Genomic DNA, 14,423 nt, shown 5'->3' on the forward strand with positions numbered 1-14,423 from the left:
AGTCCTACGTTCGGTATGGATACGCATGACATCGATGAGGTTCTCATAGGTGCGTGGGTCGCTGAGGCCCGCGCAGCCGGCTACGCCGAGCGCACGATAGCCGACTACACATCCCAGTGGCGACGCATGACGCGCGAGATCGGGAAAAGCCTACTGGAGATCAGTCGCATCGACCTGCTGACCTATCTGGCCCGGCCGCTCGCATCGAGCACCCGTCACAACCTGCAGTCACGCATGCGCACGATCTTCGGTTTCCTCCAGGACGAGGGCCACCGGCCCGACAATCCAGCAGGACGACTGCCGAGACTGCGCGCAGTGCACAGCGAAGCGAACCCGATCACGACGGACGAGCTCCAGGCCGCCGTGCTCGTGGCTCACAAGCGCTCGGCGCGACTCTACGTACTGCTGCACGCATACCAGGGCCTGCGAGCGGTCGAGATCGCCGCCGTCGCGGGCGAGTCGATTGACTGGCGGTGGAGGCGGATCCTGACGCGCGAAGCGAAGGGCGGCCGTGATCGCGAGGTCTGGCGGCCGGTCCACTCGATCGTGTGGGAGGAACTGCAGCACTGGCCGCGCACGGGCTTCTTTTTCCCAGGCGTCGATGGCGGACACGTGCGTGCCGCAAGCGTCTCAGCGACGCTCTCCCGCCTGTTCGCGCGCGCGGGCATCACAGGTGGCCGGCCCCACCGGTTGCGGGCCTGGTACGCGACAGAGCAGCTCGAGGCGGGCGCATCTGGGCCGGTTGTACAGGCCAACATGCGGCACACGGATGCGGGATCGATGAAGTACTACTTCCGGCCGCGCGAGGAGTCGATGCGGGCCGCCCAAGAAGCACTTCCACGTGTGTACGTGCCGCGTCGAGACCGACCGCCGACACGGCCCGGGCAAAGCAGCGGGGGCCGGCCTTCCCCCCAGTGACGAAGGCCGGCCCGGGCGATCATGCTTCGTGCTTGCCGTCGCTCTTGGCGTAGCCGGCGATCCAGGCGCCGGCGGCGGCGAGCACGACGGTGATCGCGCCCTGCACGTCGGCCGGCAGCTCGACGCCGGCGAGCTGGCGCAGCATCCACGCGGCGATTGTCGTCACGGATGCCGCGACGGCCGCGCCGCCGGCGGCGGCGTTGACCTTGGGGCTGATGGTTGCCATGGGGGGTTCCTCCTTCCGGGTCAGTCGTTGGTGAACAGGCCGGGCGGCGGCGCCGGTGGCGGCGGGCCGAGGCCTCGGTAGATGTGATCCACGAGCTGCCGGTTCCACAGGTAGAGCAGGTGCCGGTCTTCGGTGGCCTGGTCGAGCTTGGCCTCGAGCTGCTCGGTGCGGCCGGCGCGGCGGGCGCTGCGGGCCTGGTGGGCGGCCAGCAGTGCCGAGCCGAGCGCGACGACGCCGGCGATGATCGCCACGACGATCGAGGCGTCCATGGTCACGGGCGCTCGAGGCCGAGCGCGAAGCACTCCCACGAGAGCGCTTCGGGCTTGCCGTCCTGGATGCCGCCGCGCTTGGTGTAGTCACCGAACCGGGCCGCGTAGTCCTGGATGCCGTAGCAGCCGCCGCGCTCGATCTTGCCGTCGAGGCGGCCGATGAAGCTGCCCGAGTGTGAGAGCGTCTTCTGCACGGCGGTGTCGAATGCTTCACGCGGGTCGCCGTCGTTCGGGTAGGCCGCCGGCAGCCGCTTGCGAGCGATCAGCGCGCGCGCGACGCGCTTGGCGAGTTCGCCGGCCGGGCGCCGGTACGCCCAGTCGCTCCCGGAGCGGATGACGGGGCCGATGCTGCCTGTGGCCGGCTTCGGCGCGGCTGGCGCGGCCGTGGTGATCGTCAGGGCCTGGCCGGCCATGTCGCGCGACCATCCGACGTAGCGGTACCCGTTGCCCTTGGCGTTGTATCGGGCGACGGTCGTGACGCCGACGGTGTTGTGGCCGGGCCACTGGTCGCCGGTAGGCGCGTCGGTCATGAGCACCTCGCCGCCGCCGACCTCGAGGGCGACGTGCCCGGAGGTGCCGGCGCCGTTCAGCCACCAGTGCAGGGCGCCGGCCGGCGCTGCAGCCGGGTCGGTCGAGACGATCTTGGACGCCGTGCATGCCTGGTGTGCGTCGCCGGCGGCGCCAAGGTCGAGGGCGCGGACGATGAGGCTCTGGCACCACTGCGACCAGGTGCCGCCGTCGCGGGTCGGGTGCGCCTCGGCCCAGGCGAGAGCCTGCTGTGCGTTGCGGGACATGGTGGGGTTCCTTTCGTGTGGGTGATCAGCTCGCGGCCGGGTAGTACGCCCAGCCAGAGAGGGTTTCGTTTGTCAGGGTCACGGCACCGGATGCGGTCGCGTCGGGCTGGATCGCGGCGGCGACGAGGATGCCGGATGCCGTGACTGTGCCGGACCACAGACGGCCGGCCGAGGACGGCGTCATCGCCGCCACGTGGGCCGGGCGGTACCGGGCAGGCAGACCGGTCAGTAGCGTGCGGTTGCCGATGTTGCCGTTCGCTGGCACGCTCACCGAGTCGATACGCACGTTCATGAGGCGCAGCTCGACGTTCGGGCCGACGCGGCGGGCGAACAGGCCCGCATTGGCCGTGTCGCCATCGGCGACGTAGCTGACGCCGGACGCGAGGTAGGCGTTCAGCGGCTCCCAGTCGGTGACGGCGGCGGCGCGCTCGAGCTCGGCCACACGGTTCATGAGCCGCTGGATCTCGGTTTCGAGTCGCTGGAAGGCCACGGGGTTACTCCAGGGGTTGCAGGTCGAGGGTGACGAGCCAGCGGGCCGGCTGAATGTCGTGGGTGATCGCGATGATCTGGGAGTCTTGCTCGTGCCCGTTGAAGCGGGCGAGGATGCGTTGGCCGACGTCGAGGCCGGCGGCCATGGTGAGGTCTTGCTGCGCGTTCAGGCGCAGCTGCGAGATCAGCAGTTCGGGCTCGTCGCGGGCGTCGAGGATCGCGGCCAGGCGGGCGGTCAACGACTCGTCGTAGGGCGCTTCGGCGTAGAGGTTGGTGCGGAGTGTCTGCGAGCGGGTGCCGTAGGCGGCGATCGAGGCCGGCGACGAGACGACGAGGGTGTCGTTCTGCTCGTTGGTGCGGGCGGCGTCCACGCCGTAGTTGGTGACCTCGAGGCGGTTGACCATGGCACGTGTGTCGTAGCCGGCGGTCACGTCGATGTAGGAATGGGCGCTGTCGTCGATCTCGTCGGAAAAAATCGCCGATACCGGCAGGGCGGTGCCCGGCAGCTGGAACCGGGTCGTGCCGTCCGGGCCGACGCTCCACGTCGCGCCGACCGAGTTGCATGCGAGGTCGAAGTGTGTGGCGAGGTCGGACTCGAGGATCGTCTCGCGGAGGCGCTGCGGGTAGTCGGTGGCAAGCTCCAGCAGGCGGATGCCGTGGAAGCCGGCGCGCTCCACCGAGTCGGTCGCGCCGGCGACGGTGACGGCCTCGGCGAGCAGGATCTGGAGCACAGCGCTCGTGGCGTCGGCGACGAACTCGACGGACCCGAGCGAGGTCGAGGCGGTGCCGAGGGTGACGGCGGGGCCGTCGCCCTCGCCGACGACGCGGAGCCGGTAGGCGTCGCCGGCCGGCGCCCCGGAGCGGAGGCCGGATGCCTCGAGGCGGTACGCCTTGCCGACCGTCAGACCGGTGACGGTGCGTTGGATGCCGTGCGCGTTGGCCGGCAGGCTCGCCCCGGCCGTGGAGAGCGATTCGAGCCACAGGGCCTGTTTGCCGCCGGCGGTGCCTCGGCGAAGGCCCGAGGTTGTGAAGTAGCTGACGGCGGCCGGCTTGGTGCCGACCCGGCTCCAGCCGGCGAGGTTGCCGGACTCCAGCACCAGCAGGTGCGAGCGCGCACCCGAGTAGGTGTTGATGCCGCCGGCGGTGCGGGCGGCGACCCTGACGTAGTAGTGGCGGCCGCCGATCAGGCCGGTGCGGGCGTAGCTCGTGCCGGTGCCCGAGATGTCGACGTTGATCAGGTTCGCACTGAACGCCGAGTTCGTGGCGATCTGGACGCGGTAGCCGGTCAGGCCTGTCGACGGGGACGGCGCCGACCAGTTCACCACGAGCGCGCCGCCGGTCGTCTGCGTCAGCGCGGCGAGCGTCGGCGCCGGCAGCGCCGGCGTTTTCGAGACCGTACCGGAGTACCCGGAGTAGCCGCGTTCGTTGCGGGCCCGCACCCGGAAGTAGTACGCCGGGCCGGGAGTGAGGCCGGGGACGGTCTTGCCGGTCGTGCCGGATCCGCTGAATGTCTTCGTGCCGACGCCGGCGGTGAACGCCGAGTTCGTGGCGAACTGCACCTGGTATTCGGTGATCGACTTGCCGCCGTTGTCGCCGGGGGCCTTCCAAGCCAGGGTGACGCTCGAGGCAGTCGTCGCGCCGGCGGACAGGCCTGTCGGGGCGCCGGGCGTCTTCGGGATCCGCGAGAACGTGATCGAGCTGGCGATGTTCCCGTCACCGAGCTCGCCCCAGACGTTGTTGTCGTCGAAACCGGCGGCGACGGCCGCGGTTAGGTAGCCGGCGGCGTTGTGGGTCAGGTTCGGGGTGCCAGACCACAGCACGATCTCGGTGACACTGCCGCGGAAGTCGTAACTGGGGATGGACCCCTCGGCGTAGAACGTGCCGACCCGAACCGACCAGTAGTGCGGGCCGTCAGCCCACTTACCCGACCCGGACCCCTTGACCAGGCGCAGGCTCGACGGGGCCGGCGTGTAGTTGCCGCCCACGTTCTGGGTGCCCTGATTGACGATCAGGCGCAGCTGGTAGCCGCCGGCGAGAGTGTAGTTCCAGGTGGCCATTAGAACGCGTACACCTCCCGCGGGGCGCCGATGGCGGGCGCGTCGACAGGCTCCTGCGCCGAGGCGGCAAGGCGCGCGATGCGGGCCTCGAACGTCTCGAAGCCGCCGTCGACGAGGGCGCCGCTGCGGGGCGTCGTCGTGTGCCGGCCGACAGCATCGGCGGCCGTGACTGTCGCCAGCGAGTGGACGCGGCCGCTGGCCTTGTCCATCGGGTAGGCGGCACCGATATCGGCGATACGGCCGGTGAACAGCAGCTCGGCCTGCTCGGGCACGTGCTCGGTCCAGGCGGATGCTGTCACGGTGACGTCATCCCATGTCACCCATACTGACCCGGTGCTGGCCAGCTGGAGGGTGTGCGTCTCAGCGGACGCGATGAACGTGTAGGCCATCCATGCCGGCTCTTCGTAGGGCACGGTGGCGAGCACGGTCGGATTCGCCAGCTCGGCCACGCCGAGCATGGCCTGCGTCCACCCCTCGTTGACGTTGATGACCGACGCCGCGAGCGTGTATTGGACCCCCGGCACGAGGCCGGACAGCGGACGGTGCGCGATGCCGCCGGCCCCGCGAACCGTCAGGCTCTTCTGGCCGCTGGTGACACCCCACGGGTAGATCTCGATCGTCGCCGGCGCGACGGGGGTCCAGCCGTCCAGATCGACGGTGCCCTCAGGCAGGGCGTCGAACCCGCCGGCGTCATAGACGAGGCCGGCGGGGTGGGCGACGTCGTATGCCGGCACGTAGCCGGTGAGGGCACGCACCTGCTGGCCGGGCACGAACGTGCCGCCGGCGAGGGGGTCTTGGGCGTCACGGAGTGTGAACGTCAGCAGGCCGACGTCGGTGCGGACGCCCAGGCCGTCGCGGGCGCCGCCTCGGCGGATCGTCACGCCGGTCGCGTTCGGCAGGTAGGTGACCCATTCGTCGGCCTCGAGCGCCTGGATATCGACGCGGCCGAGCAGGGGGCGCTCGATGATCACAGTCGGCCCCCTGCGTGCTCGTAGTCGCGGATGGACTGCACGATGACGCGGCCGGTCTCGGCGGTCGGGTTCAGGGCGTTGACGTACACGTTGTAGACGGCTCCGCCGGCGCCGGCGCCGGCCAGGGACCCGCCAGCGCTGCCGGCCAGTTCGGGGGCGGCCAGCGTCGGGCTGAACCCGTCGAAGCGGCCGGCGAGGCCGTCGAGGCTGCGGTCGACCAGGCCGCCGTTGCGATCCAGGCCCTGCACAAGGCCCTGCACGAGGTTCTTGCCGTAGCTGGCGAACAGGGTTGACGGGGAGTGGATGCCGAGGAAGCCGAGGAAGTCGCCGACGGCGCCCTTGACGATCTCCAGCAGCGCCGAGCCGACCGAGGCGGCCGCATCCCAGAGACCCTTGACGAGGCCGGCGACGAGGTTGACGCCGGCCTGGACGAGCTGGGGGACCAGGCCGATCAGGGTGCCGACCATTTTCGGGGCGAGGTCGATCAGGGCTCGGATGATCAGCGGCAGCACCTGGGGGATCGCCGAGACGATGCCGGTGAACAGGCTGATCGCGGCGTCGATCAGCTTCGGGATCATGCCGATGACGGTCGAGAGGATCCGCGGCAGCAGGTCGAGGATCGCCCCGATCAGCAGCGGCAGGATGACCGGCAGCGCCTTCACGAGCGAGGTGAACAGGCTGATCGCTGCGTCCAGGATCGCCGGGATCAGCCCGAGCAGGGTTTTCAGCAGGCTGGGCAGCATGTCGACGATCGCGGCCAGCAGCGGCGGCAGGATGACCGGGATCGCCTCAACGATCGCGGTGAACAGCGCCACGGCGGTTTCCAGCAGGCCGGGGATCATTGCCAGCAGTGACTCGACGATGACCGGCAGCAGGCCGCCGAGGAGGGTGAGCAGTCCGGGCAGGACCGTCAGAACGGCGCTCAGCAGGCTCTGGAACAGTGCCACGGCGCCGGCGAGGAGAGTGGGCGCCTGGGCGGTCAACGTCATCGCCAGCTGCGTCACCAGGCTCAGCAGGCCGGTCACGATTGCGGGCACTGCCGCCATGAGGGCGTCGAGGATCGCGGGGAAGACCTGGAGGCCGGCATCCAGCAGCGCCGTGCGGCTCGACACGAAGCTATTGACGATGGTTGAGGCTCCGCCCCCCGACAGCCACGTTGCGGCTTTCTGAACGCCGCTGACGGCCCCGTCGAGGATGGACTGGAACATGCCGCCAACGTCGATCTTCGTGGTCCCGTTGATCAGACCGAACAGGAAGTCGGCGATGCCGTTGGATACGGCCGTCAGGCGGGCGGTGAACGCGGCGAACGCGGTCGATTCCTGCATGCGGTTCAGCAGCGCGCCGATGCCGGCCGTCACCCCGGTCACGGCCGGCAGCAGCGACGTGCCGAGGGTGGCGAAGAGGTTTTCGGCGCCGGCGGCCACGCGCTGCTGCGCGCCGGCGAGCGTCGTGGACTCGCGGCTGAACGCGCCCTGGGCGTCGGCGGTCTGCTGGGTCAGCAGCGCGAGGGTGGCCTGGAGTTTGGCGTTCTTCTCGGCCTCGCCGGACAGGCCGGACAGGCCCATCTCGGCCATCTTCGCCTGGATGGCGGCCTCGTTGATCGAGACGCCGTAGCGTTCGATCGGGTCACGCTCGCCGCGCAGCAGCGACGACAGCGCGCCCACGGCATCCGAGGTCGACCCGCCGAATTGGGCGGCGAGGTCGGCGCCGAGGCCGACGAGCTTGTTCGTCTGGCCGGCGAGCTGATCTTGGGCGACGCCCATGTTCTTCAGCTGCGAGCCGAGCACGGTCGCAAGGCCGGCGTACTCGGACTTGGCCAGGCCCACGCTCGAGGCGGCCTTGGCCGCCCACTTCTCCATCTGCCCGGACGCGCCCTTGAACACGGACTGCATGCCGCCCATGTTCTGCTCGAGCTCGGAGGCCGACTTCACGGCCTTCGTGCCGAGCGCGGCGAGGCCGGCCGCTGCGGCCGCGGAGGCGGCAGCGGCGACCTTGCCGAACTTTGCCAGCCCGGTCTGGCTGGAGCCGAGAGCGGACTGGAGGCTCTTGGCGTTGCCGAGGATCGAGACGACGACCTGATTGCCGGCCATGATGCTCCTTCCGCTATCGTCGCCGGCGCTGCCGGTTGGCTTCGTGGGCGATCGCTGCGCGTTCGCCGATGGTCAGCTGCTCGTACTCGCTTGGTGCGATGCCGAGCAGCACGAACTGGGCTTTCAGACGGTCGCGCTCGGCTCGGAGCGCTCGCCTTTTCCCTCGTCGGAGTCCTCGGCCGGCTCCTCGTCGTTCAGGCCGATGAGGTCGTTGGCCTGGTCGAGGGTCAAGGCCATGGCCTGGTTGAACGTGAAGGCCGGCTCGCCGGCGCGGCGGCGGGCGACCATGGCGACGGCCGCCAGCGCCTTGCCCTTGGGCGAGACGGTATCGGCGATGGTCGCGATGGACTGCCCGGAGAGGTCTTCAATCACGGCGACCTCGCCGAGGGTCAGGGAGTCGAAGTCGAATGCCATGGTGTGCCTTTCGGTTGCGGGCTACTTCAGCCCGTGCTTGCGGATGATGACGGTCAGGCCGGCGGCCAGCTCGGCGACGACGCGGCCCTGGGAGCGTCTGAGGGCGTCGGTGAGGAAGGGTTGGGGGCGGGTGCCGCGGTGCGGGTCGCCGTAGTGGACGACGCCGGCGTGGGCGCCGCGGGACTTGTAGCCGGCCCGGACGACGGCCTTCGTCTTGCCTCGGCCGGCGCGGAGCGTACCGGCCAGCGACCCGGAGTCGCGCGGGACGACGGCGGCGGCGATCACGATGGTGCCCAGCTGGTGCATGAGCTCGCTCATGTCGCTCAGGTCGGAGCCGGCGGCCCGCAGGCGCCGGCTGACGTCGGCGAGGCCTTCCACCTGGACGGCGGCGCCCCGGTGGAAGTCGCTGCCGACCTGGGCCATCAGCCGGCCGCGCCGTCGTCGAGGGTCGGCTCGCCGTCGATCTCGAACTCGAAATCGAACTGGAACGCGCTCGTGGAGCTGGTGGAGGCCTCGCCGCCCATCTTCGGCTTGGGGCCGATCGTGAGGGTGCCCACGAAGTGCGGTTCGGCGGACGAGGGGGTCTCGTTGCCGTGCGGGGCGATCGTGTAGGGAACCTCGGTCTCGCCGGTGTTCTCCCACACGTACCGCCAGAATGCCGTCGTGTCGGTGGACTGGATCGCAGAGCCGCGCAGGAAGAACTGGCGGGCTCCGCCGGCGGCGGCATCCTCGAACGTCACGACGTCCGAGTCGGCCTCCTCGTTCTCGATGCTCCACGAGATGATGTCGGCGGACTGGTCGGTGCCGGGCGTGCCGAGGGTGAGGACGGGCTTCTTGTTGCCCCTGATTCGACGTGAACCCATTTCATGCTCCTTGGGTGAAGGTCACGGGTGTCGTGACGGTGATGGCGGTGACGAGGCCCTGGGCGTTGTTGAAGGACATGGCGTAGGGCTGGCTGACCTGTTCGACCAGCCAGTCCTCGGCCTCCAGCGCGGCTTGGGCGGACTCGATCAGCTCGTCCAGAGCTGACGTTTCGGAGTTGTTGTCGCCGGCCTGGGTGCAGACGACAACCTCGAATCGGACGGTTCGCTCGCCGAGCGTTTCCCCCGATTCGATGTAGGGCGAGCCGGCCATGATGAACGCGCCCGGCAGGGCCATGCGGCCGGGGACGTGGGTGTAGAGGTTGAGGTCGAGACCGTCGAGCGCGTCAACCAATTCCTGACGGAGGTCGCCGAGCTGGCTCATGCGAACCCCACCGGCAGGAAGGGCGCGAGGATCGGGTAGGCGGCAACCATCGGGTCGCGGGCGACTCGGATGGCCGACCCGTCGGCGGCAGCGAACTGGCTGATGCCGTTGGGTGCGGCTCGCCGGTTGTACAGCTCGGATCCGACCTCGATGCGCGCCCGGTCGAGGACTGCGGCCGGAACCTCGGTCGTGCCGACGAGGGCGGCTACCAGGGCCTCCGCCTCGCTCAGGCACTCGCTGATGAACGCCTCGTCGGCGGCATCGACGTGTGTAGCGCCGGCCTTGACGTAGACAGTCAGGCGGGCGACGAGCTCGGCGGAGGCCATGGCTTAGGCCGCCTGGATCTTCACGGGAACGACGAGCTGGGGCACCTCGGGGGCGATCGCCCCGTAGCGGTAGACGCTGAAGTCCTTGGACAGGTTGATGATGTTCTCGTCCTGCAGGGAGACGAGGGCGCTGTCGTACTGGCGGATGGCGCGGGCGTTGACGAACACGGCCGAGGGGGTCGACTGTCCGGGGTCGAGGCGGACGGGCAGGCCGGCGAGGTTGCCGGTGAGGCCGGGCAGGTTCAGGGTGCCCGAAGCGTTCTTCTCGGCGACGGTGAAGACCCGCTCGCCGTCGACGGTGAGCGCCCGCAGGGCCTTGAACACGTGGGGCGAGACGATGAGCGATTCGGGGGCGGCGTTCTCGGTGTCGTACTTGAGGGCGGCGTCGACCAGTGCGTCTTCCCAGTGACCGGCCTCGGCGGCGGCCAGCGTCGCGCCGAGGCCGACCACGCCGGCGTCGTCGGCGAGGGCCACGCGCGAGGCGACGAGGGTGTTGAACGCGGCGCGCAGCACGGCTTTCTTGCGGGCGCCGGCGGCGATCGCCAGGGCCTCAAGGGACCGGTTCAGCAGAGGCAGCGTCGAGCGCTCGATCGCCTGGCGGGACAACTGCGTGTACCCGCCGTAGGTCGACACGGGCGACGTGCGGGTCGTGAGCGTCACCTTGCCGTATGCGAGGTCATCGCCCTCGGCGGCCTGCTTGTCGACCGTGACGGTGTTGCTGGCCAGCTCGCCCCACTCCATCGTCATGCCCTGGGCCGGCAGCGAACCGGTCGAGAACGCTGCGGCCAGCACACCGCTGGAGGCGTCGAACAGCCTGGTCAGGTCGCCGATCCACGCGTCCTGAATGGGCGCGTCGGCCGTGGTGCCGCCGGTGTAGGCGCGTTCCATGAGCTGGTTGTAGGCGGCGATGGTCGTCTCGTCGCCGGCGACGATCGCGCGGAGCACCTCGCCGGCCGAGCGGGTGTCGGGCGCCGGCGCGGCCGGCGCCGAGTCCATCGTGAAGCGCCGCTCGAGTTCGTCGACAGCGTTGCGGGTGTGCTCGAGCTCGGTGGCGAGTTCGCGCACGGTCTCTTCGGGGTCCATCGGGGTCTCCTTCGTGGTGGGCTGGTGGGCGTGTCGGACGTCGGTGACAACGGCGCCGTCGTAGGCGGGGAACGGCACGAGGCTGACCTCGTGGACCTTGGCGCGCGTGTGGGTGATGTGCGGGATATCGCCGGACTCATCGACCTGGTATTGGTCGAAGCGGAACCCGACCGAGTGTCGGGTGAGCACGCCGTCACGGGCGAGGGTCAGGGCGTCGTCGCCGGCGCGCGTGTTGGACACGACGGCGGTGATCTCCCATCCCTCATCCGTGTCGCGGTAGGCGATGATGCGCCCGATCGGCTCGCGGTGCCCGTAGAAGTACAGGGCGCCGTCCGAGTCCTGGATCGAGCCGCGCTCGAACTCCTCGGTGAACCAGCCGCCGATATCGGCGCGCTGGCCCCAGGGGACGGCGATGCCGGTGATCTCGCGGCGGTCGGTGTCGGTCGAGCGGATCGCGAGCTCGCGCGTGGCGTGCTCGGCGAGCAGGCGGGCGTAGTCGGTCATTCGGTGGCCTCCTCGGCGGCGGACGGGGCCGGCGCGGCCGGCTCGGGAGCTGGCGCGGCGGCGGGCATGGGGCCAAGGTTTTCGATCTCGCGGACCTCGGCGACGGTCATGAAGCCGGCCTCGATCGCGGTGCGGTGCGCCGCGTAGCGGGTCGTGGTGTCGCTGCGCAGCAGGCCCTCGACGTTGAAGCGGGCCTCGACGCCGCGCGGCAGCAGCTCGGTCAGGGCGTCCTCGATCTCCACGAGGTAGGACATGAGCGAGAACCGCACGTAGCCGAGCCAGTCCTGTTCGACGTTCGCGTAGGTCTGGGTGGAGCCCTCGACCGAGGCGAGCATGAGCGAGGCAGGCACGCCGAGCAGACGTGCGACTTGGGTGACGGTGAACTTCTGCGACTCGAGGAACTGGGCGTCGGCCGGCGAGAGGAAGATCTGCTGGTACGAGAGGCCGGCGCCGAGGACGGCGACGCCCTTGCGCGCGCCCTGCGATTCCTGCCAGGTGGCCTTGGCCTGCTTGGCGGCATCGGCCGTGAGGTGCTGGTCCGACTTCAGCACACCGTTGGGTACGCCGGAGTCCTCGAACCAGTTCGCGGCGTAGTCGCGGAGATCCAGGGCGCCGCGCAGCTCGATCTGGGCGGCCTGGATCGGGCCGAGGCCCTTCAGGGAGCCGGGCACGCGCAGCAGACTCAGGTGCTGGATCTCGCGCGGGGCGAGGGTGCGGCCGCGGTACTGGTAGCCGGCGAGCCGGCCGGCCTCGTCGGCGAGCGGGGCGGCGTCCAGCGGATTCAGCACCTCGACGTTTCGGACCTGCCCGGCCTCGTCAAGGGTCTTCAGCCAGTACGCGTTGCCGGTGCAGGCCAGCGACACGACGGACTGCTCGATGAACGCCGAGCGCGACATGCTCACGTCGGGCCGGCGCAGCAGCGACGGGGTGGACTTGACGGCCTTGCCGCCGCGCTCGGCGCCGAGCGAGAGCTGCTTGGCGGCGACGGCGTGGATCTGGATGCCGCGGTAGACCATCGAGATCGAGAACGCGTCGCCTGTCGTCACGGCCCGCCGGGCCGCCGAGCGCGGCGGGGCAGTGATCGCCGTGGACGGGTCGGAGGCCGGCGGGGTCTCGGCGCGCACGGCCGGCTCGGCCGGGCCGAACAGCCAGTCAGCGAACCGCCCCATGAGCCTGTCTCCCGTCGTCGTGATCGAACGGGGACAAGTCTGCGGATTCCAAAATTTAGAACACTTGCAGGGTGTCGTCGGTGCGTGTCTCGGCGGCCAACACGCCGAGGGCGAGGGCCATGATGCCGTCGATCTCGATGGACGAGTCCTTACGGCTGATGCGGAACCCGTCGCCGACGTTCTTGCGGACGGTGCGGGGTGCCTGCAGGTTCAGCAGCTCGGCGCCGTCGTGCTCGAGCTGGCCGGCGGCGAGCTTGGCGTAGAGCAGCGCCGAGGCGCCCATGACGTCGCCTTGCGTGGCGATCCAGACCGGCAGGCCGCGCTTCTTCAGCTCGGCGCCGAGATCCTTCAGGGCGTACCCGTCCATGGCGAAGGTCAGCGGCTGATGCCGGGCGAGGTCGACGCAAACGTTGACGAGCTGGCTGAGAGTCGGCTTGGCGATCGAGGCGACGAGCTCGGCCGCGGTCAGCTCGCCGGCCTTGACGGTCGCGACGATCGAGGCGAACCCCCAGTCGGGCGTCCGGTCGATCGCGAAGATCGCCCGGCCGGCCGGGAACTCGCCGGTGCGGCGCCGGCGGGAGGCCCAGAGCGTGGCCGTGATGAACGCGTTAGTCGATGACGTGAAGCGGTTCAGCCGGTAGCGGATGACGTCAGCCTCGGCCATGCCGCGCACGTCGCTGATCGCCGTCTCCAGATCGAGGCGGCCGCATGCCAGGCCCGGTGAGGCGGCGACGAGGTAGCGGCCGAGGGTCTCGTCATCGGCCGGCACGCGCGCTTCGGGTGCCTCCCAGATGAAGAACCCGAACCGCTCGGGCGGGTCGTCGGCGATGCCGTAGAGGTCGATGAGTAGCTCGCTCGTCTCGTCGCCGGCGGTCGTCAGGCCGATGACGATGCCGTTGCGGCGGGCCGCGGTGCCGTTGACCATATCCGACCACAGCTCGCGCTTGGTCAGGTGCAGCTCGTCGGCCAGGCCTACCGTGAGGTCCAGGCCTTGCACGGCGGCCGACTTGGACGGCTTGATCTCGTAGCGGCCGCCGTCGACGGACTGGATGCCGCGGGTATCGGTCAGGCGCTTGAATCGGGCGGCGAGCTGCCGATTCCCGCGGATGACCGACAGCAGCCGGGCGTAGATGATGCGGGCCTGCTCGGCCGACGAGGCGATACCGATGACGAGGGCGCCGGCCTCGCGCACGAGCCCGTACAGGCCGAAGATCGCGCCGAGCACGCTCTTGCCGTTCTGGCGGCTGACGCTGATGAGCACTTGCCGGTATCGCAGCTCGCCGGCTCGCGGGTGGCCGTCCGGGTAGACCTCGAGCGCGGCGCGGATCAGCCAGCGCTGCCATGGGTCGAGGTCGATCGGGCTGCCGTCCGGGAGCCTCCACACGAGGTCGACCAGGCGCAGCAGCCAGTCGCCATGCGAGGGGAAGCCGGCGACGAGGGGCGGCGAGAATCGCGCCGGCATCCACGCGGGTCGCTCGGGCGGGGCCGGCGCGAGGACGCTCACGAGTTGCGGGCCTCGTCCAGGATGCTGTCGACCTCGCCGTCGTCGTCGCCGGCGGCGGCCGGCGCTTGGGCGCGGAGATCGCGGAAGGCGACGCCGAACTGGGAGACCATGGCGGCCGTGACGCGCTGATCAAGCTGGCGGGCGAGGGCGCGGAGGGTCACCAGGGCCGGCTTGTGCTGCGGGCCGAGCCATTCGCTGGCGGCGATGAACTCGGCAACGGCGCCGACGAACGAGTCGTCGTCATCGGCGGCTTTTCGGTCGAGATCGGCGACTATCTGGGCCTCCACGGTGGCGCTGATCGGGCCTTGGTTTGCTCCGCTCATCTGGGGTTCCTTTGGTCTGAAATGTTTGGGACTCGTGCGTG

At 70.2% G+C, this 14,423-nt stretch carries 17 protein-coding genes; 1 reads left to right on the plus strand and 16 read right to left on the minus strand.

Annotation, left to right across the window (positions count from 1 at the left end; all coding sequences use genetic code 11):
- Positions 1–15 precede the first annotated feature (15 nt).
- Complete coding sequence (locus G127AT_RS12490; RefSeq protein ID WP_210897365.1) at positions 16–918, plus strand: tyrosine-type recombinase/integrase; 903 nt, start codon at positions 16–18, stop codon at positions 916–918.
- 19 nt (positions 919–937) lie between these two features.
- Here G127AT_RS12490 and G127AT_RS12495 read toward each other — a convergent pair whose 3' ends face one another.
- The 16 genes from G127AT_RS12495 to G127AT_RS12570 all read right to left on the minus strand — a co-directional run bounded on the left by G127AT_RS12495 (position 938) and on the right by G127AT_RS12570 (position 14,382).
- A complete protein-coding gene (locus G127AT_RS12495; protein WP_210897367.1) occupies positions 938–1,144 on the minus strand; it encodes a hypothetical protein in 207 nt (68 codons plus the stop codon).
- Between the two features lie 20 nt (positions 1,145–1,164).
- Positions 1,165–1,419 (minus strand): hypothetical protein, encoded by a 255-nt coding sequence (locus tag G127AT_RS12500; protein WP_210897369.1) that lies wholly within the window; start codon positions 1,417–1,419, stop codon positions 1,165–1,167.
- Positions 1,416–2,207, minus strand: coding sequence for a hypothetical protein (locus G127AT_RS12505; RefSeq protein ID WP_210897371.1), 792 nt, complete (start codon positions 2,205–2,207; stop codon positions 1,416–1,418). Before G127AT_RS12505 ends, G127AT_RS12500 begins: the two co-directional genes overlap by 4 nt.
- Positions 2,208–2,232: 25 nt before the next feature.
- Positions 2,233–2,697 carry a hypothetical protein gene (locus G127AT_RS12510; protein ID WP_210897373.1) on the minus strand — a complete coding sequence of 155 codons (465 nt, stop codon included), beginning with the start codon at positions 2,695–2,697 and terminating at the stop codon, positions 2,233–2,235.
- 4 nt (positions 2,698–2,701) lie between these two features.
- Positions 2,702–4,753 carry a fibronectin type III domain-containing protein gene (locus tag G127AT_RS12515; RefSeq protein WP_210897375.1) on the minus strand — a complete coding sequence of 684 codons (2,052 nt, stop codon included), beginning with the start codon at positions 4,751–4,753 and terminating at the stop codon, positions 2,702–2,704.
- Positions 4,753–5,724, minus strand: a complete 972-nt coding sequence (locus G127AT_RS12520) for a hypothetical protein (RefSeq protein ID WP_210897377.1) — start codon at positions 5,722–5,724, stop codon at positions 4,753–4,755. Before G127AT_RS12520 ends, G127AT_RS12515 begins: the two co-directional genes overlap by 1 nt.
- Entirely contained in the window at positions 5,721–7,814 is a 2,094-nt protein-coding gene (locus tag G127AT_RS12525; protein ID WP_210897379.1) for a phage tail protein, read from the minus strand. Before G127AT_RS12525 ends, G127AT_RS12520 begins: the two co-directional genes overlap by 4 nt.
- A 123-nt stretch (positions 7,815–7,937) precedes the next feature.
- A complete protein-coding gene (locus G127AT_RS12530; protein ID WP_210897381.1) occupies positions 7,938–8,228 on the minus strand; it encodes a hypothetical protein in 291 nt (96 codons plus the stop codon).
- A gap of 21 nt (positions 8,229–8,249) precedes the next feature.
- Positions 8,250–8,651 (minus strand): HK97-gp10 family putative phage morphogenesis protein, encoded by a 402-nt coding sequence (locus G127AT_RS12535; RefSeq protein ID WP_210897383.1) that lies wholly within the window; start codon positions 8,649–8,651, stop codon positions 8,250–8,252.
- Positions 8,651–9,091 carry a hypothetical protein gene (locus G127AT_RS12540; protein WP_210897385.1) on the minus strand — a complete coding sequence of 147 codons (441 nt, stop codon included), beginning with the start codon at positions 9,089–9,091 and terminating at the stop codon, positions 8,651–8,653. Before G127AT_RS12540 ends, G127AT_RS12535 begins: the two co-directional genes overlap by 1 nt.
- Position 9,092: 1 nt before the next feature.
- Positions 9,093–9,473, minus strand: a complete 381-nt coding sequence (locus G127AT_RS12545) for a hypothetical protein (RefSeq protein ID WP_210897387.1) — start codon at positions 9,471–9,473, stop codon at positions 9,093–9,095.
- Positions 9,470–9,799: a hypothetical protein gene (locus tag G127AT_RS12550; RefSeq protein ID WP_210897389.1), complete on the minus strand. Its 330-nt coding sequence runs from the start codon at positions 9,797–9,799 to the stop codon at positions 9,470–9,472. The genes G127AT_RS12545 and G127AT_RS12550 overlap by 4 nt, the downstream gene beginning before the upstream one ends.
- A 3-nt stretch (positions 9,800–9,802) precedes the next feature.
- Entirely contained in the window at positions 9,803–11,386 is a 1,584-nt protein-coding gene (locus G127AT_RS12555; protein WP_210897391.1) for an HK97 family phage prohead protease, read from the minus strand.
- Complete coding sequence (locus tag G127AT_RS12560; protein WP_210897393.1) at positions 11,383–12,555, minus strand: phage portal protein; 1,173 nt, start codon at positions 12,553–12,555, stop codon at positions 11,383–11,385. Before G127AT_RS12560 ends, G127AT_RS12555 begins: the two co-directional genes overlap by 4 nt.
- Positions 12,556–12,610: 55 nt before the next feature.
- Complete coding sequence (locus G127AT_RS12565) at positions 12,611–14,059, minus strand: terminase large subunit domain-containing protein (RefSeq protein ID WP_210897395.1); 1,449 nt, start codon at positions 14,057–14,059, stop codon at positions 12,611–12,613.
- Complete coding sequence (locus G127AT_RS12570) at positions 14,056–14,382, minus strand: hypothetical protein (protein ID WP_210897397.1); 327 nt, start codon at positions 14,380–14,382, stop codon at positions 14,056–14,058. The genes G127AT_RS12565 and G127AT_RS12570 overlap by 4 nt, the downstream gene beginning before the upstream one ends.
- Positions 14,383–14,423: the final 41 nt, after the last annotated feature.

The sequence above is a fragment of the Agromyces archimandritae genome, from assembly GCF_018024495.1.
In the GTDB taxonomy this organism is placed as follows: domain Bacteria; phylum Actinomycetota; class Actinomycetes; order Actinomycetales; family Microbacteriaceae; genus Agromyces; species Agromyces archimandritae.